Origin of the sequence: Streptosporangium sp. NBC_01810 (assembly GCF_035917355.1) — a bacterium.
Taxonomy (GTDB): Bacteria; Actinomycetota; Actinomycetes; order Streptosporangiales; family Streptosporangiaceae; genus Streptosporangium.
Genome location: NZ_CP109070.1, coordinates 7,030,903 through 7,056,102 on the forward strand (window position 1 = coordinate 7,030,903; position 25,200 = coordinate 7,056,102).

General features: G+C 69.6%; 21 protein-coding genes and 1 riboswitch. Of the genes, 17 read left to right on the plus strand and 4 right to left on the minus strand.

What is annotated here, in order from left to right; translation table 11 throughout:
- The 10 genes from OIE13_RS31770 (at position 1) to OIE13_RS31815 (ending at position 8,815) form a co-directional block, all read left to right on the plus strand.
- On the plus strand, positions 1–1,095 hold the full coding sequence (locus tag OIE13_RS31770) for a zinc-dependent metalloprotease (protein ID WP_326646931.1): 1,095 nt from the start codon (positions 1–3) through the stop codon (positions 1,093–1,095).
- Between the two features lie 178 nt (positions 1,096–1,273).
- A complete protein-coding gene (gene tilS, locus OIE13_RS31775) occupies positions 1,274–2,287 on the plus strand; it encodes a tRNA lysidine(34) synthetase TilS (RefSeq protein WP_326645970.1) in 1,014 nt (337 codons plus the stop codon).
- 12 nt (positions 2,288–2,299) lie between these two features.
- Positions 2,300–2,857 carry a hypoxanthine phosphoribosyltransferase gene (gene hpt, locus OIE13_RS31780; protein WP_326645969.1) on the plus strand — a complete coding sequence of 186 codons (558 nt, stop codon included), beginning with the start codon at positions 2,300–2,302 and terminating at the stop codon, positions 2,855–2,857.
- A 279-nt stretch (positions 2,858–3,136) separates the two neighbouring features.
- The gene (gene ftsH, locus OIE13_RS31785) at positions 3,137–5,146 is read left to right on the plus strand and encodes an ATP-dependent zinc metalloprotease FtsH (protein WP_326645968.1); all 2,010 of its coding nucleotides are present in this window, start codon (positions 3,137–3,139) and stop codon (positions 5,144–5,146) included.
- Positions 5,147–5,148: 2 nt separating this feature from the next.
- Positions 5,149–5,730, plus strand: a complete 582-nt coding sequence (folE, locus tag OIE13_RS31790; protein WP_326645967.1) for a GTP cyclohydrolase I FolE — start codon at positions 5,149–5,151, stop codon at positions 5,728–5,730.
- Positions 5,731–6,032: 302 nt separating this feature from the next.
- Positions 6,033–6,884, plus strand: coding sequence for a dihydropteroate synthase (gene folP, locus OIE13_RS31795; RefSeq protein WP_326645966.1), 852 nt, complete (start codon positions 6,033–6,035; stop codon positions 6,882–6,884).
- Positions 6,881–7,321: a nuclear transport factor 2 family protein gene (locus OIE13_RS31800; protein ID WP_326645965.1), complete on the plus strand. Its 441-nt coding sequence runs from the start codon at positions 6,881–6,883 to the stop codon at positions 7,319–7,321. Before folP ends, OIE13_RS31800 begins: the two co-directional genes overlap by 4 nt.
- A gap of 188 nt (positions 7,322–7,509) precedes the next feature.
- Entirely contained in the window at positions 7,510–7,872 is a 363-nt protein-coding gene (gene folB, locus OIE13_RS31805) for a dihydroneopterin aldolase (protein ID WP_326646929.1), read from the plus strand.
- On the plus strand, positions 7,869–8,366 hold the full coding sequence (folK, locus tag OIE13_RS31810; protein ID WP_326645964.1) for a 2-amino-4-hydroxy-6-hydroxymethyldihydropteridine diphosphokinase: 498 nt from the start codon (positions 7,869–7,871) through the stop codon (positions 8,364–8,366). The genes folB and folK overlap by 4 nt, the downstream gene beginning before the upstream one ends.
- Positions 8,363–8,815, plus strand: coding sequence for a DUF3180 domain-containing protein (locus tag OIE13_RS31815; protein ID WP_326645963.1), 453 nt, complete (start codon positions 8,363–8,365; stop codon positions 8,813–8,815). The genes folK and OIE13_RS31815 overlap by 4 nt, the downstream gene beginning before the upstream one ends.
- 145 nt (positions 8,816–8,960) lie before the next feature.
- Here OIE13_RS31815 and OIE13_RS31820 read toward each other — a convergent pair whose 3' ends face one another.
- From OIE13_RS31820 to OIE13_RS31830, 3 genes are read right to left on the minus strand one after another with little or no spacing between them, the layout of a single operon-like run.
- Complete coding sequence (locus OIE13_RS31820; RefSeq protein WP_326645962.1) at positions 8,961–10,193, minus strand: acyltransferase family protein; 1,233 nt, start codon at positions 10,191–10,193, stop codon at positions 8,961–8,963.
- A 17-nt stretch (positions 10,194–10,210) separates the two neighbouring features.
- Positions 10,211–11,392: an NADH-quinone oxidoreductase subunit D gene (locus tag OIE13_RS31825; RefSeq protein ID WP_326645961.1), complete on the minus strand. Its 1,182-nt coding sequence runs from the start codon at positions 11,390–11,392 to the stop codon at positions 10,211–10,213.
- A 17-nt stretch (positions 11,393–11,409) separates the two neighbouring features.
- Complete coding sequence (locus OIE13_RS31830) at positions 11,410–12,708, minus strand: aminotransferase class V-fold PLP-dependent enzyme (RefSeq protein ID WP_326645960.1); 1,299 nt, start codon at positions 12,706–12,708, stop codon at positions 11,410–11,412.
- Positions 12,709–12,760: 52 nt separating this feature from the next.
- Positions 12,761–12,876, minus strand: a riboswitch (SAM riboswitch).
- A 208-nt stretch (positions 12,877–13,084) separates the two neighbouring features.
- On the opposite strand from OIE13_RS31830, the gene OIE13_RS31835 reads away from it, so the two are divergent.
- Together OIE13_RS31835 and OIE13_RS31840 are read left to right on the plus strand one after the other, a co-directional pair.
- Positions 13,085–13,882, plus strand: a complete 798-nt coding sequence (locus OIE13_RS31835) for a TerC family protein (protein ID WP_326645959.1) — start codon at positions 13,085–13,087, stop codon at positions 13,880–13,882.
- A gap of 182 nt (positions 13,883–14,064) precedes the next feature.
- On the plus strand, positions 14,065–15,264 hold the full coding sequence (locus OIE13_RS31840) for a cytochrome P450 (protein WP_326645958.1): 1,200 nt from the start codon (positions 14,065–14,067) through the stop codon (positions 15,262–15,264).
- 265 nt (positions 15,265–15,529) lie between these two features.
- Here the strand turns inward: OIE13_RS31840 and OIE13_RS31845 are convergent, their stop codons facing one another.
- The gene (locus OIE13_RS31845) at positions 15,530–16,495 is read right to left on the minus strand and encodes an SAM-dependent methyltransferase (protein WP_326645957.1); all 966 of its coding nucleotides are present in this window, start codon (positions 16,493–16,495) and stop codon (positions 15,530–15,532) included.
- Between the two features lie 422 nt (positions 16,496–16,917).
- On the opposite strand from OIE13_RS31845, the gene OIE13_RS31850 reads away from it, so the two are divergent.
- The 5 genes from OIE13_RS31850 (at position 16,918) to lysX (ending at position 24,265) form a co-directional block, all read left to right on the plus strand.
- Positions 16,918–17,808 (plus strand): Rossmann-like and DUF2520 domain-containing protein, encoded by an 891-nt coding sequence (locus OIE13_RS31850; RefSeq protein WP_326645956.1) that lies wholly within the window; start codon positions 16,918–16,920, stop codon positions 17,806–17,808.
- Between the two features lie 423 nt (positions 17,809–18,231).
- Positions 18,232–19,059 carry a pantoate--beta-alanine ligase gene (gene panC / locus OIE13_RS31855; protein ID WP_326646928.1) on the plus strand — a complete coding sequence of 276 codons (828 nt, stop codon included), beginning with the start codon at positions 18,232–18,234 and terminating at the stop codon, positions 19,057–19,059.
- Positions 19,060–19,241: 182 nt separating this feature from the next.
- Complete coding sequence (locus OIE13_RS31860; RefSeq protein ID WP_326645955.1) at positions 19,242–21,770, plus strand: L-aspartate oxidase; 2,529 nt, start codon at positions 19,242–19,244, stop codon at positions 21,768–21,770.
- Positions 21,770–22,552 carry a type III pantothenate kinase gene (locus OIE13_RS31865; RefSeq protein WP_326645954.1) on the plus strand — a complete coding sequence of 261 codons (783 nt, stop codon included), beginning with the start codon at positions 21,770–21,772 and terminating at the stop codon, positions 22,550–22,552. Before OIE13_RS31860 ends, OIE13_RS31865 begins: the two co-directional genes overlap by 1 nt.
- Before the next feature lie 177 nt (positions 22,553–22,729).
- Entirely contained in the window at positions 22,730–24,265 is a 1,536-nt protein-coding gene (gene lysX / locus OIE13_RS31870; RefSeq protein ID WP_326829156.1) for a bifunctional lysylphosphatidylglycerol synthetase/lysine--tRNA ligase LysX, read from the plus strand.
- The last annotated feature ends 935 nt before the right edge of the window (positions 24,266–25,200 follow it).

Genomic DNA, 25,200 nt, shown 5'->3' on the forward strand with positions numbered 1-25,200 from the left:
ATGCAGGTGATCGACTGGGATCTTGCCGTAGCGACCGGAACGCGCCTGGTGCGCCCCGGGCCGCAAGTGAGCCGAGAGGAGGCCCGGCAGGCCGTCGCTGATTTGCGGCGGCTCTCGCGCGAGGCCGAAGGGCACGTCCGAGAGTTCACCCGAATCGACACCGAGACCGCGCCGCAGCCCGCGACCGTCGTCGACAGGCCCGGCTGGATCAAGGCCAACGTCGATGGGTTCCGGGTGGTGCTGGAGCCGCTCACCGAGCGGATGGCCGCCCGCGGGATCCAGACGCCGGCGATCGTGGGCGCGGTGGGCTCGCGCATCACCGGTGTCGAGGTGGGTGCGGTGCTGGCCTTCCTCGCCTCTCGCGTCCTTGGGCAGTACGAGCTGTTCCTGCCGCCGGATCCGACCGGCCAGGCGGCCACGGGACGCCTCACCCTGGTGGCGCCCAACATCGTCCACGCCGAGCACGAGCTCAACGTCAACCCGGGTGACTTCCGCCTCTGGGTCTGCCTGCACGAGGAGACCCACCGGGTGCAGTTCACCGGCGTCCACTGGCTGCGCGAGTACGTCAGGACGCAGACGACGGACTTCCTGCTGGCCTCCGACATCGATCTGCCCACCCTGCTGGAGCGGCTTCGCTCGGCCGCCGGCACGTTCACGGACGTCGTCAGGGGCGGCGAGGGCAATCTGATCGACGCGATCCAGACGCCCGAGCAGAGGGTGATCCTCGACCGGCTCACCGCGGTGATGACCCTGGTCGAGGGGCACGGCGACTACGTCATGGACGCGGTCGGCCCCTCGGTGGTCCCCTCGGTCGCCGACATCCGGGCCAAGTTCCACCATCGCCGTGAGGGTGGTTCCCGCTTCGACCGCACCATCCGCAGACTGCTCGGCCTCGACCTCAAGATGAAGCAGTACGCCGAGGGGTCGGCCTTCGTCCGCACGGTCGTCGGCCAGGTGGGCATCGACGGTTTCAACAAGGTCTGGACCTCGCCCGATACCCTTCCCACCCAGGGTGAGATCTCCAAGCCCGAGCGCTGGATCGCCAGGGTGATCGACGCCCCGGCCATCCCCAAGGTCGGCGGAACCGCCGGCTGATCGCGACCGGCTGAGGCGTCCGGCCCCCGCGACAACACGCGGGGGCCTTCTCCTCCTGGGGTCACGGTGCCGTGGCCCTGTCCGAGGCCGTACGACGGCGGGCAGCCGACCTTCACGGCGCATGCCGTCACGGCGGTCACGGTGCCGTGGCCCCGTCCGAGGCCGGACAATGGCGGGCATGGGTCCGCATCCCGCCGTCGCCGATGTCCGCCGTGCCGTACGGCACGTGCTGAGCGACCTGGAACCGGGCGAGCTGGTGCTGGCCGCGTGCAGCGGCGGCGCCGACTCCCTGGCCCTGGCCGCGGCGCTGGGTTTCACCGCGCCCAGGGCCGGGCTTCGGGCCGGCCTGCTGACCGTCGACCACGGCCTGCAGGCGGGTTCCGGGGAGCGTGCGGCCGACGTCGTGCGGCTGGCTTCAGCTCTGGGGCTCGATCCGGCCGAGGCGCTCGCCGTCTCCGTCGGCGTCTCGGGAGGCCCTGAGGCGGCGGCCAGAGCGGCCAGGTACGCGGCTCTGTCACAGGCGGCCGAGCGCCTCGGGGCGGCGGCCGTGCTGCTCGGGCACACCAGGGACGACCAGGCGGAGACCGTGCTGCTCGGGCTGGCCAGGGGGAGCGGCCCCCGGTCGCTGGCCGGGATGCCCGCGCGGACCGGGATCTACCGGCGGCCGCTGCTGGGGCTCGGTCGCGCGACGACGCTGGCCGCCTGCGCGGCGCTCGGACTCACCCCGTGGGACGACCCGCACAACCTCGACACTCGCTACACCCGGGTCCGGGTTCGCGAGCGGCTGCTCCCCGCCCTGGAGGACGAGCTGGGCCCCGGTGTCGCCGAGGCGCTCGCCAGGACCGCGGACCTCTGCCGTGACGACGCCGACGCGCTCGACGCCTGGGCCGCGGAGGCCTACGCCCGCATCGCGGTACGAGATTGCGCTCTTAGCGATATCGGCGCGGTGACGATGGCCGTCCGGGACCTGGAGGGCCTTCCTGCCGCCGTACGTCGCAGGGTGCTGCGGAGAGCGGCGATCGACGCGGGGGCGCCACCTGGCACTCTCGCGGCCTCGCACGTCCTCCAGATGGACCGTTTGGTCACGGCATGGCGGGGACAGCGGCGGATAGAGGTGCCCGGGGGGGTGGGGGCGATCCGACGGTATGACACCCTGATACTCGCCAGACAGTCAGTCAGCCCCGTTTCGTAAGGAAAATCCCAGGTGGACGCAGCCGACATGGGCAAAGACCTCTCGAAGGTCCTCATCCCCGAGGAAGAGCTCCAGGCCAAGATCAAGGAGCTCGCGGGCCGGATAGACGAGGACTACGCGGGCAAGGACCTGCTGATCGTGGGCGTGCTCAAGGGCGCGGTCATGGTGATGGCGGACCTGGCGAGGGCCCTGCACGTACCGGTGCAGATGGACTGGATGGCCGTGTCGTCCTACGGAGCGGGCACCAGGTCGTCGGGCGTCGTGCGCGTGCTCAAGGATCTCGACACCGACATCGCCGGGCGCCACGTGCTGGTCGTCGAGGACATCATCGACTCGGGCCTGACCCTGTCGTGGCTGGTGCACAACCTGAAGTCGCGCAACCCCGCCTCGGTGGAGATCTGCGCCGCGCTGCGTAAGCCGGAGGCGGTCAAGGTGCCGATCGACGTCAAGTACATCGGCTTCGACATTCCCAACGAGTTCGTCATCGGTTACGGCCTCGATTACGCCGAGCGCTACCGAAACCTCCCCTTCATCGGAACTCTCGCCCCGCACGTGTATGGAGCGGGCTGAAAAGTACGCCCTGCGCGAAGAGTGTCATTCACAAACGCGACATTGCCCATAGCGGCGGGGAACACGGACCTACCTGACGTACGTTGGTAGGGAAAGCCGGTGCTGTCCGCGCGGTGACCCCGCACGCCACGCCGGTGTACCTTCGGACGACCGAAGAGGTGGCCTCCGCCACTTTCGGACAGTCAGTTGGAGCGGTTAGGGATACCGCGAACCCCGGGTCCGCCCGGGGTTGCCAGGTTCTGGTCAGGAAGGGACGGGCCCGCCGGGGTTCCGCATCGGATGGATCTCAAGCGATTTACACGTGGGCCACTGCTGTGGATCCTGGGCATCGTCGTTCTGCTGCTTCTCGTCACCACCATGTGGGGCGGCGACGGCAACTTCGAGAAGAGAGACACCTCTCAGGTCATCAGCTGGATCGACGAGGGCAAGGTCTCCAACGCGAAGATCATCGACAAGGAACAGCGCATCGAGGTCACGCTGACCGACGGCAAGCGCTACTACTCCTCGTGGGTGACCGGCCAGGGCGTTCAGCTCGCCGACCAGCTCCAGACCGCCGTCGAGGCGAAGAAGCTGGCCAAGGGCTACACCGTCGACGTGCCCAAGGAGAACTTCCTCCTCAGCCTCCTGGTGAGCTTCCTGCCGATCGTCATCATCGTGCTGATCTTCCTGTTCATCATGAATCAGATGCAGGGCGGCGGCTCCCGGGTGATGAACTTCGGCAAGTCGAAGGCCAAACTCATCACCAAGGACACTCCGAAGACCACCTTCGCCGACGTCGCGGGTGCCGACGAGGCCATTGAGGAACTCCAGGAGATCAAGGAGTTCCTGCAGGCCCCGGCCAAGTTCCAGGCGATCGGTGCCAAGATCCCCAAGGGTGTGCTGCTCTACGGCCCGCCGGGAACCGGTAAGACCCTGCTCGCCAGGGCCGTCGCCGGTGAGGCCGGGGTGCCGTTCTACTCCATCTCCGGCTCCGACTTCGTGGAGATGTTCGTCGGCGTCGGCGCCTCGCGAGTCCGCGACCTGTTCGAGCAGGCCAAGGCGAACGCCCCGGCGATCATCTTCATCGACGAGATCGACGCGGTGGGCCGCCACCGCGGCGCCGGTCTCGGTGGCGGTCACGACGAGCGTGAGCAGACGCTGAACCAGCTCCTCGTCGAGATGGACGGCTTCGACGTCAAGGGCGGCGTGATCCTGATCGCCGCGACCAACCGGCCGGACATCCTCGACCCGGCGCTGCTGCGCCCCGGTCGTTTCGACCGCCAGGTCACCGTCGACCGCCCCGACCTGGAGGGCCGCAAGGGCATCCTCAAGGTGCACGGTCGCGGCAAGCCGTTCGCCGAGGGCGTCGACCTCGACATCATCGCCCGCAGGACACCCGGTTTCACCGGTGCCGACCTGGCCAACGTGATCAACGAGGCCGCGCTGCTCACCGCGCGGGCCGACGAGAAGCTGATCACGATGGAGCTCCTTGAGGAGTCCATCGACCGTGTGATGGCCGGCCCCGAGCGCAAGTCCCGCGTCATGTCGGACCAGGAAAAGAAGATCATCGCGTACCACGAGGGTGGTCACGCCCTGGTCGCGCACGCGCTGCCCAACTCCGACCCGGTCCACAAGATCACGATCCTGTCCCGCGGACGCGCCCTCGGCTACACGATGACGCTGCCGATGGAGGACAAGTTCCTCGCGACCCGCTCGGAGATGCTGGACCAGCTCGCGATGCTGCTCGGTGGCCGCACGGCCGAGGAGCTCGTCTTCCACGAGCCCACCACCGGCGCCTCCAACGACATCGAGAAGGCCACCTCCATCGCCCGCCGCATGGTCACCGAGTACGGCATGAGCGAGCAGCTCGGCGCCCGTAAGTTCGGCAGCGGCAACGGCGAGGTCTTCCTCGGACGTGAGATGGGCCACGAGCGTGACTACTCCGAGAAGATCGCCTCCACGATCGACGAGGAGGTCCGCCGCCTCATCGAGTCGGGCCACGACCAGGCATGGGAGATCCTCGTCGAGTACCGCGACGTGCTCGACAACCTGGTGCTGGAGCTGATGGAGAAGGAGACCCTCTCCCGCGAGCAGGTCCTGCGGATCTTCGCCCCGGTCGTCGTCAAGGAGAAGAGGCCCTCCTACTCCGGCTACGGCAAGCGGCTGCCCTCCAGTCGCCCGCCGATCCTGTCCCGCAAGGAGCAGTCGGGCAACGGCTCGCTCCCTCCCGGTGAGCAGGTTACCGAGGGTAACGGCATTCTCCCGAACGGATCGGGCCGGCCTGACTCCGTGCAGAGGGATGGGAACTGAGCGTGGGTGTCAAGCCGCTTCAGCTCGACACGGTCCGGCTGGAGAGTGCGGTCCGTGAGATCCTCATCGCCATCGGCGAGGATCCCGACCGCGACGGTCTCCGGGACACCCCGGCCCGCGTCGCCCGCGCCTACGCGGAGCAGTTCGCCGGACTGGGGCAGACCCCCGAGGACGTCCTGACCACGGTCTTCGACGTCGACCACGACGAGATGGTGCTCGTCCGCGACATCGAGGTCTACTCGACCTGCGAGCACCACCTCGTGCCGTTCCACGGCGTCGCCCACGTCGGCTACATCCCAAATGAGAAGGGGCAGGTCACCGGCCTGTCCAAGCTCGCCCGCCTGGTCGACGTCTACGCCAGACGTCCCCAGGTGCAGGAGCGGATGACCTCCCAGATCGCCGACGCGCTCATGGACGTGCTGGAGCCGCGCGGGGTCATCGTCGTGATCGAGTGCGAGCACCTCTGCATGACCATGCGGGGTGTCCGCAAGCCCGGCGCCAAGACGATCACCTCGGCCGTGCGCGGGGACTTCCGTAGCAGTGACAGGACCCGCGCCGAGGCGATGGCCCTGATCATCCGCTGATCTCGCAGAGCATCAACGAAACCCCGTCCGGACCTGGCCCGGACGGGGTTTCGCGCTGTCGCCCGGAGAAATCCCCCAAGCTGACCTTGATCCGGCTAATATCGCCATACCCGGCAGGGCCGGGTGCTCTGTGATCTTCGGATCGCGGCGGACACGCCCCAGGGTCCCCCCGGAGGAGGACGCATGCAGGCCGGACACCCCGACCGAAGGCCGTCCGCTCCGTGACGGGTGTACGGATTCGTGGTGGCACAAGCCGGACCCGCGAGACGGGCGGACGGTACGCAACGCCTAGGCTTGTCCGCATGACTACGTGGAGTGTGCCCGGACTGCCGGACGCGGGCCGGTGTCTCGTGATGGGCGTGGTCAACGTGACTCCTGACTCCTTCTCCGACGGCGGCCGATGGTTCGACCCCGCGGAGGCCGTGCGTCACGGCCTGGAGTTGGTCGAGCAGGGGGCCGACATCATCGATGTGGGGGGCGAGTCCACCAGGCCGGGCGCCGCGAGGGTGCCGCTTGAAGAGGAGATGGCCAGGGTCGAGCCGGTCATCAGGGAGCTGAGCCGCGCGGGGGTCGCCGTCAGCGTCGACACCATGCGGGCCGAGGTCGCCCAGGTGGCGGTGGAGGCCGGGGCGAAGCTGGTCAACGACGTCAGCGGGGGGCTGGCCGACCCGGCGATGCCCCGGGTCGTGGCCGCCTCCGGTGTGCCGTACGTGGTGATGCACTGGCGGGGGCACAGTCACGCCATGGCGGATCGGGCCGTGTACGGCGACGTGGTGAGCGAGGTCTGTGACGAGCTCACCGGGCGGGTCGCCTCCGTGCTGGCAGAAGGGGTGGCGAAGGAACAGATCGTGCTCGATCCCGGGCTGGGGTTCTCCAAGAACCCCGACCACAACTGGGCTCTGATCGCGGGCCTCGACAGGCTCGCAGAGCTGGGCTATCCGCTGCTCGTCGGGGCCTCGCGGAAACGTTTCCTGGGCCGCCTGCTGGCCGCCCCGGACGGCACGCCACGTCCTTTCAGCCGTAGTGACGATGCCACGCTCGCCGTTACCGCCCTGGCCGCGCAGGCGGGGGCCTGGTGCGTGCGCGTGCACGATGTCCGCCCGAACGCGGACGCCGTCCGTGTGGCTGCCGCAGTTCAGAGAGCGAGACCATGAGCGTCGACACCACCGCCGTCGAGACGGTCAACCAGGCGTTCTACACCGCCATCGAGGACGCCGACCTCGACAAGATGACCGAGATCTGGGCCGAGGACATCGAGGGCGAGCAGGTGAGCTGCGTGCACCCCGGGTGGCCGATCGTGAACGGGCGGCAGGAGGTGCTGCGCTCATGGGCGCTCATCATGGCCAACACGCCCTACATCCAGTTCGTGCTGACCGACGTCCGCGTCATGGTCCTGGGCGACGTCGCCATCCTCACCTGTGAGGAGAACATCCTCACCGCGGGAGACGAGGGTGATTCCAGCTTCGCCGCGGGCAAGGTGGTGGCGAGCAACACCTTCGTGCGCACGTCCGCGGGGTGGCGGCTCTGGCTGCATCACGGCTCGCCCGTGCTGCAGGGTGACGACGACGAAGAGGAAGAGGAGGTGGCGTGAGCGAGCGCACCGGCGAATGGCCCGACGGGAACGGTTCCCGGGTGGCCGAGGGGCGGGCCGGTGACGGATCCCACGGCCAGGAGCCGCTGCGGATCCACGACGGCGTCGCCGACCTGATCGGCGATTCGCTCCAGGATCGGCCGGCGGATCCGGCCGGTGCGGCGGCGTACGGCCTGCCGTCGGGCCAGGTGGCGGACCGGATCAGCCTGAAGGGGCTGCGGGTGCGCGGGCGGCACGGCGTGCTGGCGGCGGAGCGGGAGCTCGGCCAGGAGTTCGTCGTCGACGTCACGCTCTTCCTCGACACGGCGCCCGCGGCGGCCGGTGACGACCTCGGCAAGACGGTCCACTACGGCGAGCTCGCCGAGGATCTGGCGAGGGTCGTGGCGGGCGAGCCGGTCGACCTGATCGAGACCCTGGCCCAGCGCCTGGCCGATGTCTGCCTGGCCCGCGAGCTCGTCCGGTCGGCGGAGGTGAGCGTGCACAAGCCCGCCGCGCCGATCCCGATGCCGTTCGACGACGTGATCGTGACGATCACCCGGAGCAGGGCATGAGGGCGGTCCTGGCACTCGGCAGCAACCTGGGTGACCGCTTCGGCACCCTGCGGGGCGGGCTCGACGCCCTCTTCGCCAAGCCGGGGCTCACGCTCGTCGCGGTGTCGCCGGTCTACGAGACCGACCCGGTCGGCGGCCCGGAGCAGGGCGCCTATCTCAACGCGGTGGTGATCGCCGAGAGCACGCTGGAACCCCGGGCGCTCCTCGATCGTGCTCAAGGTGTGGAGAACGCCTTCGGCCGGGTCCGGGTGGAGCACTGGGGAGCGCGCACCCTGGACGTCGATCTGATCACCGTGGGAGATGTCGTCATGGACGACCCAGACCTGACCCTGCCGCATCCCAGGGCGCACGAGCGGGCGTTCGTGCTGGTCCCGTGGGTGCGGGCCGATCCGGACGCCGTCCTGTCCGGGCGTCGAGTGGCCGATCTGCTGGCCGGTCTCGACCAGGACCGTGTACGGCCCCGTCCCGAGTCGCTCCTCCAGGGGCCCGGGTGAGGCCCAGCCGTCCCGGCGTCCTCGTCGGGCTCTTCATCGTGGTCACGATCCTCACCTGGGCACTGCTCAAGCCGCTCTACGTGTCCCTGCCGACCATGCCGTGGACGGCGATCCCGACGGTGCTGGTGCTGGCGATCGGCGAGGCCTACAGCGGGTGGATGACGAAGGCCAGGATCGAGCGCAGGCCCGACACCAAGCCCGTCGAACCCCTGGCCGTGGCCCGGCTGGCGGCCCTGGCCAAGGCCTCCGCGTACGCCGGGGCGGCCTTCGCGGGCCTCTTCGCCGGATTCACCCTCTACACCGCCGAACTGCTTGACCAGAGGGTCCCCCGCCAGGACTTCTTCATCACCGGAGGGTCGCTGCTGGTGTGCGTGCTGCTGGTCTGCTCGGCCCTGTACCTGGAGTACTGCTGCAAGGTGCCCAAGGACTCCGGGGACGACGACCGCTGAGAGTTCCGGCCGCGTCGGGGTGTACCGCGCCGCGTGTGCCCAAGGACTCCGGGGACGACGACCGCCGAGAGTTCCGGCCGCGTCGGGGTGTACCGCGCCGCGCGTGTGCCCGGTTCTCCGTGGCGATGATCGTTCAGGGGGTGCGTCAGCGTCCTCTCGCACTCCACTTCCGGCCGAAGAGCATGATGACCGGGAGGGTGCACACCAGCGCCCCGGCGACGGTCAGGGGTCGTTCCAGCCACCAGAGCAGGTCGGGCCGGACCCGGCTGCCCGGCCCGCTGCCCGCCAGCCACCAGGTCAGTGCCACCCAGATGGCCATGCCGGTCGTGTGGAACAGGAAGAGCGGAAGCGCGAACCGGTTGACCGTCTCGTTCACACGCTGCCACCTGGGGCGATCGAGCAGGCGTTCCATGGACGGCCTCAGCGCCTCCACCAGGCCGATCTGGAAGATCAGCAACGCCACGATGACAAAGGTGGGCGGCGCCATGTTGGACAGCTTGTCACCCGGCACGCCCACCATCGAGCCCGGGTAGATGCCCGAGTAGACCAGGCCGAAGAGTGCGAAAAGCCCGGTCCACAGGATGGCGACGTCGAAGCGGCGGGGAAGCGCCACCACCCGGGCGTAGAAGAACCCGGCCTGGTGGGCCAGCCCCCAGACGATGATCATGTTGAGCCAGCCCACGGCCTCGTACCCGTAGCGCAGTCGCAGCACGTCGACGACGAGCGCCGCCCCCGCCAGCCAGATCAGGATCAGCACGTCGTAGTGCCGGTGCAGCCAGAGCGCGACCGGGAGCAGGGCGACCAGCATGAGGTAGACGCCGATGAACCAGAGCGGGCTGATGACGAGCAGGACCACCCGGTCCATCCACCTGATCCCGAACGCCCACGTCACGGCCGCGCCCAGCACGATCCAGGTGCCGGCCAGCGCCAGCGTCGGGATCGCGAGACCACGGATGCGCCGCCACACGAAGGTGCCGATGCCCACCCCGCGTCCGTAGGCACGCTCCCAGGACAGTAGGTGGACGTACCCGCCCACATAGAAGAAGAGCGGCAACACCTGGAGCAGCCATGTCAGGATCCACAGCCCTGAGGTGAAGCCCAGCGGGCTCGTCGGTGAGGGGCCGTCCGGCCCCCACTGGAGGATCGTGAAAGCCCAGTGCCAGACCACCACGACGAGCAGGCTGAACGCGCGCAACCAGTCGACGTACCGGTTCCGTTCCGGCCTGCCGTCGGCCGGAGGGGCACCGGGAGGCACGGAGCCGGTGGGGGGTTTCGAGGCCGCGAAGGTCTCGGGATCGACGGGGTCGACGGGATCGACGGGGGATGCGGGTGTCGTCGGAGGAGCCGCCTTCTTCTTGCCTCGCCTGGGTTCGATCATGAGGTCCTAACCGTGCCTCACTTGTCGATGTCGCCGACGACGAAGAACATCGAGCCCAGGATGGCGACCATGTCGGAGACCAGGTTGCCGGGGAGCATCTCGCGCAGCACCTGGATGTTGTTGAAGGAGGCCGAGCGGAGCTTCAACCGCCACGGCGTCTTCTCCCCGCGCGAGACCAGGTAGTAGCCGTTGAGGCCGAGCGGGCTCTCCGTCCAGGCGTAGGTGTGGCCCTCGGGGACCTTCAACACCTTGGGCAGGCGCTGGTTGATCGGCCCCTGGGGCAGCTCGTGCAGCCGCCGCACGCAGGCGTCCGCCAGGTCCAGGGAGACCTTCACCTGCTCCAGCAGCACCTCGAACCTGGCGTGACAGTCTCCGGCGGAGCGGGTGACGACCTTCACCGGCAGCTCGCCGTAGGCGAGATAGGGCTCGTCCCTGCGCAGGTCGAGGTCGACGCCGGAGGCGCGGGCGATCGGGCCGCTCACGCCGTACTGCATGATCGTCTCGCGGTCCAGCACGCCCACCCCGCGGGTACGGGCGAGGAAGATCTCGTTTCCGGCGATCAGATTCTCGATGTCGGGCAGCCGTCGCCGCACGTCGGCCACGGCCGTCGTGACCCGGCCCAGCCACCCCTCGGGCAGTTCCTCCTTGAGGCCGCCGACCCGGTTGAACATGTAGTGCATCCGCCCGCCGGCGATCTCCTCCATCACGGCCTGGAGGGTCTCGCGCTCCCGGAACGCGTAGAACACCGGGGTGATCGCGCCGAGTTCCAGCGGGTAGGAGCCAAGGAACATCAGGTGGCTGAGCACCCGGTTGAGCTCGGCCATCAGGGTCCGCGTCCAGACCGCCCTGACCGGCACCTCCATGCCGAGCATCCGCTCCACCGCGAGGACGACGCCCAGCTCGCTGGCGAACGCCGACAGCCAGTCGTGCCGGTTGGCCAGCACGATGATCTGCCGGTAGTCGCGTACCTCGAACAGCTTCTCCGCGCCCCGGTGCATGTAGCCCACGATCGGCTCGGCCGAGCTGATCCGCTCCCCGTCCAGGGTGAGCCGTAGCCGCAGCACGCCGTGCGTGGACGGGTGCTGCGGCCCGATGTTGAGGATCATGTCCTCGGTCGCGAGCTCCTTGCCGTGCGCTTCCCGCACGGCGGCGGCTCCTGCTCCCATCCCCACGTTCAGCTCACGGCGAGGCTCATTCATACGCCTATGCTGTCACGTCAGCCGCGCGAGGCAAGATCCCGCAGGGCGGCGATCAGCCGATCGACGTGCTCGGAGGTGGTGCCGATGCCGATGGAGGCGCGCACGGCGGAGGCGGTGAGGTCCTCGCAGCCGCCGTCCTTGGCATCCAGCAGGTGCCGCACGAAGGGGTGGGCGCAGAACTTGCCGTCGCGGACGCCGATGCCGTAGTCGCCGGACAGGGCCTCGGCGACCTCGCGGGCGGTGAAGCCGTGCACCACGAAGGAGACGATGCCGACGCGCGGGTGGTCAGGACCCCACAGGGACAGCTCCTGCACGCCGGGAACGGAGGCGAGGCCCGCGCGCAACCGGCCGAGGAGGCGCTCCTCCTCGCGGACCAGGGGGGACCAGCCGGTGGCGGTCAGGGCGTCGCAGGCGGCGGCCAGCGCGATGGCACCCAGCACGTTCGGGGTTCCGGCCTCGTGGCGGATCTCGGGGTCGTCGTGCCACTCGGTCTCGTCATCGTTCACCGCCTTCACCGCGCCGCCGCCCCGCAGGTACGGTTCGGCGTCGGCCAGCCAGTCGGAACGGCCGATCAGCGCGCCGGTGCCGAACGGGGCGTAGAGCTTGTGGCCGGAGAAGACCACGTAGTCCAGGTCGAGCGCGGTCAGGTTGAGGCGGCGGTGCGGGACGAGCTGCGCGGCGTCGACGAGGACGCGGGCGCCGTGGCGGTGGGCGATGTGGGCCAGCGCGGCGATCGGCCAGAGCTCCCCGGTGACGTTGGACGCGGCGGTCACGACCAGCAGCTTGGGGCCTTCGATCGAGGCCAGGGCCTCGTCGACGGCGCGGACCGCCTCGCCGGGGAAGGCGGGGACCGGCAGCCGCAGGGCACGCTCCCAGGGGAGCAGGGAGGCGTGGTGCTCGGTGTCGAAGACCACGGCGGTGGTGCCCTCGGGCAGGCTGCGGGCCAGCAGGTTGGTCGCGTCCGTGGTATTCCTGGTGAAGATCACCGAGTCGTCGGGACGGGCCCCGACGAAGGCGCGTACCGTCTGCCTGGCCTGCTCGTAACGGGCCGTGGTCAGCTGGGACGCGTACCCCGCGCCTCGGTGGACGCTGGAGTAGGCCGGGAGCGCGGCGGCGACGGCGGCGCTCACCGGCTCCAGACAGGGGGCGCTCGCGGCGTAGTCGAGGTTGGCGTAGCGGACGAGCCTGCCGCCCCTGACCGGAACCTCCAGGTCGGAGCCGAGCACGGCGGGGATCGGCCTGTCGTCGGACGTACGGGTCGCGGGGACGGTCGCGGGGGCGGCGGCTGTGGCGGTGCAGATCGTTGGTGCGGACATGCCAGGGCTCCTTCGAGGTCATCGGACCCCGACCCGTGACATGGGTGCCTGGAGCCCGCGCTTGCCCGGCACACCTCGTGCCGGACCAGGTCCTCACCCGGGGCACCCCGCCGCGGACGCGAGGGTTGCCGGCCAGCGAGCCGGGGCTTGTCACTGGCACTCATGACCTACGGGGGAACTATAACCGAGGTCTGGTGGGAGTCCGCAAGTGATGTCTCCCATATTCGGGAACTCGCGACGGGTTTCGTTCGTCTGGGCAGTGGGCCTGATAGAGCCAGGCGAAGGGTGATGTTTGTCCTGGTAGTGGGCTGAATAAAGCCGAATGTCGGGTCTCGTCGTGCCGGTGATGATCAAGTAGAACCAAGTGGAGGCGTAGATGTTGGATTGGGTGACCAACCCGGAGATCTGGATAGGGTTCGTCACCCTTGTCGCTCTGGAGATCGTGCTCGGCATCGACAACATCATCTTCATCTCGATCCTGGCCGGAAAGCTCCCGCCCGGACAGCGCGACAAGGCGCGCAGACTGGGCCTCCTCGCGGCCCTCGTCAGCCGGTTGGCGCTGCTGCTGGCGCTGGCGTGGGTGGTGAAACTCACATCGCCGCTCTTCGAGGTCCTCGGTCAGCCGATCTCGGGACGGGATCTCATCCTGCTCGCCGGCGGTCTCTTCCTGCTGGGCAAGAGCGTCATCGAGATGCACGACAGCATCGAGGGCAAGACCGGGCACGGCAGTGCCAAGGTCGCGGCCTCCTTCGGCTCGGTGATCGTCCAGATCATGCTGCTGGACATCATCTTCTCCCTCGACTCGGTCATCACCGCGGTCGGCATGGTCGACCAGATCGGCGTCATGGTCGCGGCCGTGATCGTCTCGGTCCTGGTGATGCTCTTCGCCTCAGGCCCGATCAGCCGCTTCGTGGACAAGCACCCGAGCATCAAGATGCTCGCCCTGTCGTTCCTGGTGCTGATCGGCGTCGTGCTGATCGCCGAGGGCCTCGGGCAGCACATCTCCAAGGGGTACATCTACTTCGCGATGGCCTTCTCGCTCATCGTGGAGCTGCTGAACATCCGCCTGCGCGCCAAGACGGCCCGGACCGAGGAGGCTGACAAGCCGGCCCGGACCGAGGAGGCTGACAAGCCGGCCCGGACCGAGGAGGCTGACAAGTCGGCCGAGGTGTAGCCGGACGGTGTTCCGGCTCGTCGTGGGGCTGTGGGCGTGCCACAAGATGCCCCCCCGGCGCGTGGCGCGATGGTGTTCTCGCTTGTCGTGAAGCCGTTGGACACCCGTCCGCACACCACGATGTTCCAGCTCAAGGGAGCGAACACGTCAACCAAGGAATATGGCGACATTACGATGTCTGTGTGCGCTTTGATCCTTGGAATCCGGAATTCGTCGCCCATCCGTACGACGTCTACGACGAACTTAGGCGGCAGCAGCCGGTCGGCTTCTTCGAACCGACCGGCCAGTGGCTGGTCGCCCGGCACGCCGATGTCAACGCGCTGCTGCGCGACCGCCGACTCGGCCGCTCCTACCTGCACGTGGCCACCCACGCCGAGTTCGGCAGGCCCGACGACCCCGAGTTCCAGGACCCGTTCTGGCGGGTGGTCAGGGCCGGGATGCTCGACGTCGAGCCGCCGGTGCACACCCGGCTCCGGCGCCTGGTCTCCAAGGCGTTCACCCCGCGCATGGTCGAGGCGCTCCGTCCCAAGGTCGCCCGGATCGCCGGGGAGCTGGTGGACCGCTTCGTCGAGCGCGGCGGCGGAGACCTGATCTCCGAGGTCGCCGAGCCGCTCCCGGTGACCGTGATCGCGGAGATGCTCGGCGTGCCCGAGGCCGACCGGCACCTGCTCCGTCCCTGGTCCGCCGACATCTGCGGGATGTACGAGCTGCACCCCTCCGTCGAGGCCCAGCACACCGCCGTACGCGCGGCCGAGGAGTTCTCCGCCTACCTCGTCGAGCTGGCCCGGGCCCGCCGGGCGAACCCCGGTGACGACCTGATCAGCGCGCTCGCCCTGGTGGCAGAGGAGGGCGACAGGCTCACCGAGGAGGAGCTGGTCGGCACCTGCGTGCTGCTGCTCAACGCCGGGCACGAGGCCACGGTCAACGTCACGGGAAACGGCTGGTGGTCGCTCTTCCGCAACCCGGCCGAGCTGGAGCGGCTCCGCGCCGACCACGGCCTGCTGCCCACCGCGATCGAGGAGATGATGCGCTGGGACACCCCGCTGCAGATGTTCGAGCGCTGGGTCCTGGAGGACATCACCGTCGGCGGGGTGGACATCCCGCGCGGCACCGAGGTGGCCCTGCTGTTCGGCTCGGCCAACCGCGACCCAGAGGTCTTCGCCGACCCCGGCCGCCTCGACGTCGGCCGGGTGGACAACCCGCACATATCCTTCGGCGCGGGCATCCACTTCTGCCTGGGTGCCCCGCTGGCCAGGATCGAGCTGATCGAGTCCTTCGGCGCACTCCTGCGCAAGGCGCCGAAGCTGGAACTCGTCACCGAGCCCACCTGGGGCCCGGGCTACGTCATCCGGGGCCTCACCGCCCTCGACGTGCGGGTCTGAACCGGCCCGTACGGAGCCCACCTGGGGCCCGGGCTACGTCTCCGGCGGACCAGCTCGTTCCCTCGGGTCCGTGCGAGAGCCGTCCAGAAGGCGGCGGAGTTCTGGACGGCCAGATGGAGAGAGGCCATGCGTTCGGCGGGAATGGCGTGCGCCGGGAGAGTGCTCATGGCGATAGACCCTATGAGGCGAAAGGATCTTTGTTCAGCTCCGTTTCCCCGCCGGCGGGCGGACCGCTTCGGAGACCGATGGTCGCCGGGCGGTCTTCTCAGAGGCGGGTCTGGGAGAGCCAGCCGAAGCCGCCGAGGCCGCCGGGGGCGATCAGCTCCGCCTCCTCGGAGGCTCGGGCGAGGGCTTGCAGGTAGCCGCGCGGGTCGCTTCCGGCCTGTTCGACCGGAGGGCGGTTTCCGGTGATGCCAAGGGCGCGCAACGCCTCCCGCTGGGTGGTCAGCGCCGCCGTGACGGCCCCGGCGCTTTCGCCGGCGGCCGCGCAGGCGTCAAGCGCCACGTGGGCCGTGATGTCGCACGAGCCGTCGGGCACCGGCGCGACCATCGCCCCGTCGCGGTATCCGGCCAGCGTGCCGTACGGCGGCCGGTCGGTCAAGGAGTGGGCGTAGTCGATCGCGATCGCCCGGCCGCGTGCCAGCCGTACGATCACCGACGCCCAGGCCCGGTCGCGGGGCCTGCCGATCTCGGCCCGCTCGCCGGCGGCCCGCATCGGCCACCAGCGGGCCAGCCACGCGAGATCGGCCTCGGCCGGCCTGCCACCGAGCCGCTCCTCGCCGTCGGTGACGTTGACCAGGACCAGCCGGGGTCCGTCGGCCGTCTGCTCCACGATGTCGACGGGAACGTTGTCCAGCCACTCGTTGGCGATCACCAGGCCACAGATCCCGTCCGGCGCGGCCCTTGCCCAGACGATCTCCTCGGGCAGTGTCGGCGGCCGGGTCGCCAGGTCCACCGCGGTCACTCGCAGCCTCGACCGCAGCGCGGGTGGTGCGGCGGCGAGCACCCCGGCCGCCAGCACGCCCTCGCCGGCGCCGATGTCGACCAGGTCGAGCACCTCGGGGCCGCCGAGCACCTCGTCAACGGCGGTCAGCTCGCGCAGCACGGCCTCGGCGAAGACGGGAGAGGCGCCGACCGAGGTCCGGAAGTGACTGGAGGGTCGTTCACGGAGGTAGAAACCGCTCTCGCCGTAGAGCGCGTGCTCCATCGCGGCGCGCCAGGTGAGCCACACGCTCTCAGACGCTACCCGTCGAGGCGAAGGAACGAGATCAACTCGCGCTGACGCTTCGAGTGAGTACATGACCGCATTCTGTCACCGGCTTGTACGATCGTTGTCGATGCCACGTCGGCGCGTCGTCACCCGGATCGCCGTGTGAGCCGGGTTTCCCGCTTCTCGGCAGGTCTCGCAGACCTGTGTTGCCCGGTGCGGGGCTCTCGGGGTGGGACGTTGACGCGCTGTCACCTGGATCGTGTCAGGAGCCGGGGCGTCGGCTCTCCGGCGAGTCTCGTACGCTCTCGGATACCCGGTTCGGGGCTCCCGCAGCGAACACGGCCGTCGCGAGCGAACACGCGCCTTGACTCGGTTGCGGCAGTGTGGCCCGTTACGCTGGTCAATCAGGCACGGAGCCCCACATGGTCGAAGGACGGGACGTCATGGACGCAGTCGATCGCCCGGCACGGCTGGCCGTCGGAGTGGTTGGAGCGGGCAGGGTCGGTTCGGCGCTCGGTGCGGCGCTCGCCAGGGCGGGACACCGGGTCGTCGCGACGAGCGGCGTCTCCGACGCCTCCAGAGAGCGGGCGGTCGAGCGCCTCGGACTCATCCCGATCCGGCCCGAGGACGTGGTGGCCGGCGCGGACCTCGTCCTGCTGACGGTCCCCGACGACGTGCTGCCCGATCTGGTCTCCGGCCTGGTGGAGACCGGTGCCGACCTGCGGGGCAAGCTGGTGGCGCACACCAGCGGCGCGTACGGCCTGGCGGTGCTCAATCCGGCGATCAAGGCCGGGGCGCTGCCGCTGGCGCTGCATCCCGTGATGACCTTCACCGGCCGTGACGACGACCTGCGCCGTCTCACCGGAATCTCCTACGGGGTGACCGCGCCCGACGGGCTCCGTCCGGTGGCAGAGGCCCTCGTCATCGAGATGGAGGGCGAGCCGGTCTGGATCACCGACGAGGACAGGCCGCTCTACCACGCGGCTCTCGCGGGAGCGGCCAACCACATGGTGACGCTCGTCGCGGAGTCCTCCGCGCTGCTGGAGAGGATCGGCGTGGAGCAGCCGGGCAGGATGCTCGGCCCGTTGCTCGGTGCGGCTCTGGAGAACGTGCTGAGGCTCGGCATCGCGGGGCTGACCGGCCCTGTGGTGCGCGGCGACGCCGGTACCGTCCGCAGGCACGTGGACGCGCTGATCCTCGCGGCCCCGGAGGCCGCGGACGCCTACGTGGCGCTCGCCAGGCTCACGGCCGACCGGGCGCTGGCGGCCGGGCTGCTCAAGCCCGAGGCCGCCGAACGCCTCCTGGACGCCCTGGGGGGCAACATCTGGACCTGAGACCCCCGGCCGATCTGGACCTGAGATCCCCCGGCCGCCGGTTCGACGGAAGAAACCGACACGATGGAGGAAACCGACCCGACGGAGGAGATCGGCCTGTTGAGGGGGCCGACCCGGCGCGGGAGCCGGTCGGTGTCGTCGGTTTCCCCCGGCCACCGGCCTGACGGAGGGGGCCGACCGGCAGGGGGGCCGGTCCGAAGGAGGGGGCCGACCGGCAGGGGGCCGGTCTGACGGGGGGAGCCGGTCGGTGCCGTCTCCTCCCTCCGTAGGCTTGGGGCGGGGGTCTCCACTCTCGGGGCGGGGGTCTCCACTCTCCAGGAATTTCGACTCTCCAGGAATTTCGATGAACGTCGCCCTTCTCCGGCCAGGAGGCCGGAGCACCCCCGGGAGGTTCCAGTGATCGTGGCGGACGACCGCGCAGGGCTGCTCAAGGCCCGCGAGACCCTGGGGATCGGCGCGGGTGCCTCCGAGGGCGGGAGCGCGCTGGCGCTGGTGCCGACCATGGGCGCGCTGCACGAGGGACACCGCTCGCTCATCCGCCTGGCCCGCCGGAGGGCGGCCCACGTGGTGGTGAGCATTTTCGTGAACCCGCTCCAGTTCGGCCCAAGCGAGGATTTTTCCCGCTATCCCCGTACATTCGACGCCGACCTGGAGGTCTGCGAGGCCGAGGGGGTGGACGTGGTGTTCGCCCCGTCCGTCGAGGACATGTACCTGCCGGACAGGCAGGTCGGCGTCTCCGCGGGACAGATGGGTGCGATCGTCGAAGGGGAGTTCCGGCCAGGCCACCTCGACGGCATGCTGACCGTGGTGCTGAAGCTGTTCAACCTGGTCCAGCCGGATGTGGCGGTGTTCGGGCAGAAGGACGCGCAGCAGCTGGCGATGATCCGCCGGATGGTCGCCGACCTGAACCTGCCGGTCTCCGTCCTCGGGGCGCCCACGGTCCGCGAGCCGGACGGGCTGGCGCTGTCCAGCCGCAACCGCTACCTGTCGCCGGAGGACCGGGTGGCCGGCCTTGCCCTGTCCCGCGCCCTGAACGCGGGGGCCGGGCAGCGCACGCCGGCGGAGATCCGCCGGGCCGCGCTCGCCGTGCTGGAGGCCGAGCCGTCGCTGGCCGTCGACTACCTGGTCCTGGTCGACCCCGCGACCTTCGCCGAGGTCGGTGACGACCACGTGGGCGAGGGGATCCTCGCGGTGGCCGCGCGGGTGGGGTCCACCCGGCTGATCGACAATGTCACGCTCACCCTTCGCTGACCTCTGGAAGCCCTCCCGCGACGCGGTGGCGCCCGGTTCCTCGCGTGTGGGTTCGTCGTGCGCCCGGCAGGCGGGGCGTGCCTCTCATCCGCGCCCCACCCCGGGGAACAGCCGCGCCGGGGATGGCGTTATCGTCACGCTGACGAAATGAACGGCCTCTATGACTCCGCGAGGAGGCGGCAATGAGCATCCCGGCCATACCCCAGAGGTTGACCGCTCCTGTTCCGGGCTGGACGGTCCAGGCGGACGTGGTCGTGGTGGGCTCCGGCATCGCGGGTCTCACCCTGGCACTGCGGTACGCCGGCCTCGCCCCCGAGGCGAAGGTCCTGGTCGTCACCAAGGATGTCCTGTCGTCCGGGTCCACCCGCTGGGCCCAGGGCGGCATCGCCGCCGTGCTCGACCCGCGGGACACCCCCGCCGAGCACCTGTCCGACACGCTCCTCGCAGGGGTGGGCCTCTGTGACGAGGAGGCCGTCCGGGTCCTGGTGACCGAGGGGCCCGACGCGTTGCGCGGCCTGATCGCGATGGGCGCCAGGTTCGACACCGACGATTCGGGGGAACTCCAGCTCACCAGGGAGGGCGGACACCGGCGTAACCGCATCGTGCACGCGGGCGGCGACGCCACCGGGGCCGAGGTGCAGAGGGCACTCGTGGCGGCGGTCAGGGAGTCGGGGATCGAGGTGATCGAGCACGCCCTCGTACTCGACCTCCTCAAGGACGCCGAGGGGCGTGCCGCCGGTGTGACCCTGCACGTCATGGGCGTGGGTGAGCGCGACGGGGTGGGCGCGGTCACGGCCGGGGCCGTGGTGCTGGCCACCGGCGGCATGGGCCAGGTCTACGCCGCCACCACCAACCCCGTCGTCTCCACCGGGGACGGGGTGGCGCTCGCGCTGCGGGCGGGCGCCGTCGTCAGGGACCTGGAGTTCGTCCAGTTCCACCCGACGGTGCTCTGGCTCGGCGAGGACTCCACCGGCCAGCAGCCACTGATCTCCGAGGCGGTCAGGGGCGAGGGCGCGGTGCTGGTCGACGCGGACGGCACCCGGTTCATGCGGGACGTCCACGAGCTCGCCGACCTCGCCCCGCGCGACGTCGTGGCCAAGGCGATCATGCGGCGGATGAGCGCCACCGGCGCCGACCACGTGTATCTCGACGCCCGCCACTTCGGCGAGGAGAAGTGGCGCACCCGCTTCCCGACGATCCACGCGGTCTGCCTGGAGCACGGCATCGACCCGGTCACCCGGCTCGTCCCCGTCGCCCCCGCCGCCCACTATGCCAGCGGCGGCGTCCGTACCGATCTGCGCGGCCGTACCAACGTGCCCGGCCTGTACGCGTGCGGCGAGGTCGCGTGCACCGGTGTGCACGGCGCCAACCGGCTGGCCTCCAACTCCCTGCTCGAAGGCCTGGTCTTCGCCGGGCGCATCGCCGAGGACATCCACGCGGGGCGCGAGGCCGCGGGCGAACCGGCCCCGGACGACCGTCCCGCCGGCCTGATCGATCCCAGGGCCCGGGTCAGGATCCAGGGGCACATGAGCCGGGGGGCGAGCGTGCTGCGTAGCCGGGAGTCCCTGAGAGAGGTCGCCAGGGCCCTGCTGAACCTCAGGTGGACCCCGGTGGCGGTCGAGCCGTGCACCGAGTCGTGGGAGACCACAAACCTGCTGACGGTCGCCTCCGCGCTCGTGGCGGCCGCCCGCGATCGCCAGGAGACCAGGGGGTCACACTGGCGTGAGGACTTTTCCGAGCGAGACGACACCTGGTGGCTGGGCCACCTCGACGTGACCCTGACAGCGGAGGGACCGACCATGACATACGTACCGCACGGGCAGCGCGCGACCGTGCTGCCGCCCCAGGTGGAGAACGACCTCACCGAGGCGGGCCTGGACCCGGTCGCGGTGGTCGCGGTCCTTGAGGCCGCGGCGGTCGAGGACGTGGCGGGGGGCGACGTCACCAGCATCGCCACCATCCCGGCGGAGCAACGCGACACCGCCGACGTGGTGGCACGCGCGGACGGCGTGGTCGCGGGGCTGGCCGTGGCCGAGGGCGCGTTCTCCTACCTCAGCGGGGGCCGCCTGACGGCCGAGCGCAGGGTCAAGGACGGCGAGTACGTCGCCAGGGGTGACGTACTGATGACCGTCACCGGTCCCACCAGGGACCTGCTGACCGCCGAGCGCACCGCGCTCAACCTGCTCACCCACCTGTCCGGTATCGCGACCCTGACCGGCCGGTGGGTCCGGGCCGTCGAGGGGACCGGGGCCCGGATCCGGGACAGCCGCAAGACGCTGCCCGGACTGCGCGCCCTGGAGAAGTACGCGGTCCGCTGCGGTGGTGGTATCAATCACCGCATGTCACTATCGGACGCCGCGCTGATCAAGGACAATCACGTGGTGGCCTCCGGTGGGGTCGCCGAGGCGTTCCGTGCGGTCCGTGACGCCTACCCCGGTCTGCCGATCGAGGTCGAGGTCGACCGGATCGACCAGATCGAGCCGGTGCTGGCCGAGGGAGCGGAGGAGATCCTGTTGGACAATTTCACGGTCGAGGAGCTGGCGCGGGCCGTACGGCTGGTGGACGGCAGGGCGCGGCTGGAATCCAGTGGAGGATTGACCCTCCAACTCGCTCGTGATGTGGCCGAAACAGGTGTTGACTACCTTGCCGTGGGCGCGCTCACGCACTCGGCACCGGCGCTGGACATCGCCTTGGACCTTCGGGGGAATTGATGCTGCTTGCCATCGACGTCGGCAACACTCACACCGTTCTCGGCCTCTTCGAGGGAGAGGACGTCATCGAGCACTGGCGGATCGCCACGGACGCCCGGCGCACGGCGGACGAGATCGCCGTCGTGCTCCAGGGGCTGCTCGGGCAGTCGCCGCTGCTCAAGGGCGCCGACGTCAACGGCATCGTGATCTGCTCCACCGTCCCCTCGGTGCTCAACGAGATGCGCGAGATGTGCCGCCGCTACTACGGCGACGTGACGGCGGTGATCGTCGAGCCAGGCGTCCGCACCGGGGTGCCGGTCCGGATGGACAACCCGAAGGAGGTCGGCAGCGACCGCATCGTCAACGCGCTGGCGGCCATCCAGCTGTACGGCGGGCCGTGCGTCATCGTCGACTTCGGGACCGCGACCTCCTTCGACGCCGTCTCCGCCAAGGGGGAGTACGTCGGCGCGGTGACCGCCCCCGGCATCCAGATCTCGGTGGACGCGCTCGCCGCGGCGGGGGCGCAGCTGCACAAGGTGGAGCTGGTCCGCCCCCGCTCCGTGATCGCCAAGAACACCGTCGAGGCGCTCCAGGCCGGCATCATCTACGGTTTCGCCGGTCAGGTGGACGGGATCGTCGAGCGGATGGCGGCCGAGCTCGCCACCGACCCCGACGACGTCACGGTGGTCGCCACCGGCAGCGCGGCGCCGCTGGTGGCCAGCGAGGCGCGCTCGATCGACATGCACGAGCCCTGGCTCACGCTGATCGGCCTGCGCCTGATCTACCACCGCAACGCCACCTGAGAGCGTCGTGACACCGGTGCCGCGACACACCAGGTGACGTGCACACCAGGCGACGTGACACCGGCGAGAGCGCCACGACGCCGCCCGGGAGCGTCGTGACGCCGTTGAGGGCGTGTGTCCCCGGAGAGCACTGCGGCGTCACCGAAGGCGTCGCGGTGCCGGACGGTCGGCGACCTCATGAGGTTCGCCACATCGGTACCCTTTGGAACTGTGACCGATGAAGTGACCAACCCCGCCGAGGATCTGCCCGAGCAGATGCGCGTGCGCCGGGAGAAGCTCGACCGTCTCCGCTCCGAGGGCGTCGACCCCTACCCGGTGAACTTCCCGCGCACCGCGACCAACGCCGAGATCCGCCAGAAATACGCCGATCTCTCCGCTGACACCGCGACGGGCGACAAGGTGGGTGTCACCGGTCGGGTGATGCTGTCCAGGACCGGCGGCAAACTCTGCTTCGCCACCATCCGCGACGGCTCCGGCGACCTCCAGGTCATGATCTCCCTGGACAGGGTGGGCGAGGAGTCCCTGGCCTCGTGGAAGCGCGACGTCGACCTCGGCGACCACGTGGGCATCGAGGGTGAGGTCATCACCTCCCGGAGGGGTGAGCTGTCCATCCTCGCCGACCGCTGGGCGATCACTTCGAAGTGTCTGCGCCCGCTGCCGGAGAAGCACGCCGGGCTCACCGACCCCGAGGCGCGGGTCCGCCAGCGCTACGTCGACCTCATCGTCAACGACGAGGCCAGGAAGCTGGCCTACACCCGCAGCGCCGTGGTGCGGGCCGTCCGCGACTTCTGGCACGAGGAAGGTTACCTGGAGGTCGAGACGCCGATGCTCCAGCCGATTCACGGTGGAGCCACGGCCCGGCCTTTCAAGACCCACATCAACGCCTACGACATGGAGCTCTACCTCCGCATCGCGATCGAGCTCTACCTCAAGCGGCTCGTGGTCGGCGGTATCGAGAAGGTCTTCGAGATCAACCGCAACTTCCGCAACGAGGGCGCGGACTCCACGCACAATCCCGAGTTCACGATGCTTGAGGCCTACGGCACGTATCTCGACTACAACGACATGGCCGACCTGACCCAGCGGATGATCCAGAAGGCGGTCGTGGCGGCTCTCGGTCACTCCGTGGTCGTCCACCAGGGGCAGGAGATCGACCTCGGACTGGCGAAGTGGCCGCGGATCACCCTCTACGGGTCGGTCTCGGAGGCACTGGGCGAGGAGATCACCACCGCGACGCCCCTGGAGTACGTACGCAAGCTCGCGGACGCGCGAGAGATCCACTGGGACCCCAAGTGGGGCCAGGGCAAGCTCGTCCAGGAGATCTTCGAGGCGCTCGTCGAGCACACGCTCATACAGCCCACGTTCGTCATGGACTATCCGGTGGAGACCTCCCCGCTGACCCGCCAGCACCGCGACAACCCGCTCCTCACCGAGAAGTGGGACCTGATCGGGTTCGGCACCGAGCTCGGCACCGCCTACTCGGAGCTGGTCGACCCCGTCGAGCAGCGCCGCCGTCTCACCGAGCAGTCTCTGCTCGCCGCAGGCGGGGACGCCGAGGCCATGCAGCTTGACGAGGACTTCCTCACCGCACTGGAATATGCGATGCCGCCCACCGGTGGCATGGGGCTCGGCATCGACCGCCTCATCATGGCCTTCACCGGCAAGAACATTCGCGAGACCATCCTGTTCCCGCTGGTCAAGCCGACCGGCTGAGCCTGACGGGCAGCGCCGCCGGGCCGTGTGGGACGAAGTCCCGGTCCGGTGGCGCGATCGTTTCCGCCAGGCGGTGCCGGCCAGGGCCGGACGACGGCCTGGGCAGACGACGGCCTGGGCGGTGCTCAAGGTCGAGCCGGTCGGGCTCGGCGAGCACCCTCGAATCCCGGTCGACGGTACCGGGCAACCGCCCTCACCGCTTCGCCCTCACCACCTCGCCCTCACCACCTCGCGATCACCGCTTCGCGCCCCCCAGGGCTCCGTGTCGGCGCGCGTGGGCGTGAGCACGGCGCGTGAGCACGGCGCGTGAGCAAGGCCTGGGCGTCAGCAGGGCCGGAAACCGTAGTCCGTGCTCACGCTCCCTCATGCGATTTCGGACGATTTTCTGCATAGCGCAGAAACTACCTTTTAAGCATGTCCAATATTGGGCAACGCCCAGTCGTCGCCATCCGATACTTCGCGAATGCCGCAAAGGTCATCTCGTAGGCTTCCCATTTCAGAGTTTTCCGCGAGGTGTCGTCAAGGCGCCAGGCGGCGTGGCCGTCGAAGAGTGCCAGGAAGAGAGCGGTTTTCCCGGGAAAACGGGTGACTCGCTTCCGTCGAGGATCCCGCCCCGCGGGTGCGCGTCGTCGCGACGGTTCCGGTGAAACCTTGTTCTGCCAGGACCTCTGTCGTCGCAGCTAGGGGGTGCCTACGGGCTCGTGCCGGGACTCGGTCGTGACTTAACCCCAAAGGCACTGACATATCATGAGTACTTCACGTATCGCCTACTATGTCAATAGTGGGCGCGCGCTATGAAGAGTAGAACTTGACGACCTTTGAACAAGGCGTTTACCGTTCCTGGCGGACGGTATTCATTTCCGGCGTCTGGGCGCCCGGTTTCCAGAGTGGGGGGAGTGACTCTTGATGGCATATCCAGAAGTGGATTCTCGCCA

Excerpts from the sequence above, each read along its gene's own strand:
- OIE13_RS31770 (WP_326646931.1), top strand. The coding sequence starts at position 1 with ATGCAGGTGATCGACTGGGATCTTGCCGTAGCGACCGGAACGCGCCTG.
- tilS (WP_326645970.1), top strand. The coding sequence starts at position 1,274 with ATGGGTCCGCATCCCGCCGTCGCCGATGTCCGCCGTGCCGTACGGCAC.
- ftsH (WP_326645968.1), top strand. The coding sequence starts at position 3,137 with ATGGATCTCAAGCGATTTACACGTGGGCCACTGCTGTGGATCCTGGGC.
- folP (WP_326645966.1), top strand. The coding sequence starts at position 6,033 with ATGACTACGTGGAGTGTGCCCGGACTGCCGGACGCGGGCCGGTGTCTC.
- OIE13_RS31800 (WP_326645965.1), top strand. The coding sequence starts at position 6,881 with ATGAGCGTCGACACCACCGCCGTCGAGACGGTCAACCAGGCGTTCTAC.
- folK (WP_326645964.1), top strand. The coding sequence starts at position 7,869 with ATGAGGGCGGTCCTGGCACTCGGCAGCAACCTGGGTGACCGCTTCGGC.
- OIE13_RS31820 (WP_326645962.1), bottom strand. The coding sequence starts at position 10,193 with ATGATCGAACCCAGGCGAGGCAAGAAGAAGGCGGCTCCTCCGACGACA.
- OIE13_RS31825 (WP_326645961.1), bottom strand. The coding sequence starts at position 11,392 with ATGAATGAGCCTCGCCGTGAGCTGAACGTGGGGATGGGAGCAGGAGCC.
- OIE13_RS31830 (WP_326645960.1), bottom strand. The coding sequence starts at position 12,708 with ATGTCCGCACCAACGATCTGCACCGCCACAGCCGCCGCCCCCGCGACC.
- OIE13_RS31835 (WP_326645959.1), top strand. The coding sequence starts at position 13,085 with ATGTTGGATTGGGTGACCAACCCGGAGATCTGGATAGGGTTCGTCACC.
- OIE13_RS31850 (WP_326645956.1), top strand. The coding sequence starts at position 16,918 with ATGGACGCAGTCGATCGCCCGGCACGGCTGGCCGTCGGAGTGGTTGGA.
- OIE13_RS31860 (WP_326645955.1), top strand. The coding sequence starts at position 19,242 with ATGAGCATCCCGGCCATACCCCAGAGGTTGACCGCTCCTGTTCCGGGC.
- OIE13_RS31865 (WP_326645954.1), top strand. The coding sequence starts at position 21,770 with ATGCTGCTTGCCATCGACGTCGGCAACACTCACACCGTTCTCGGCCTC.
- lysX (WP_326829156.1), top strand. The coding sequence starts at position 22,730 with ATGAGGTTCGCCACATCGGTACCCTTTGGAACTGTGACCGATGAAGTG.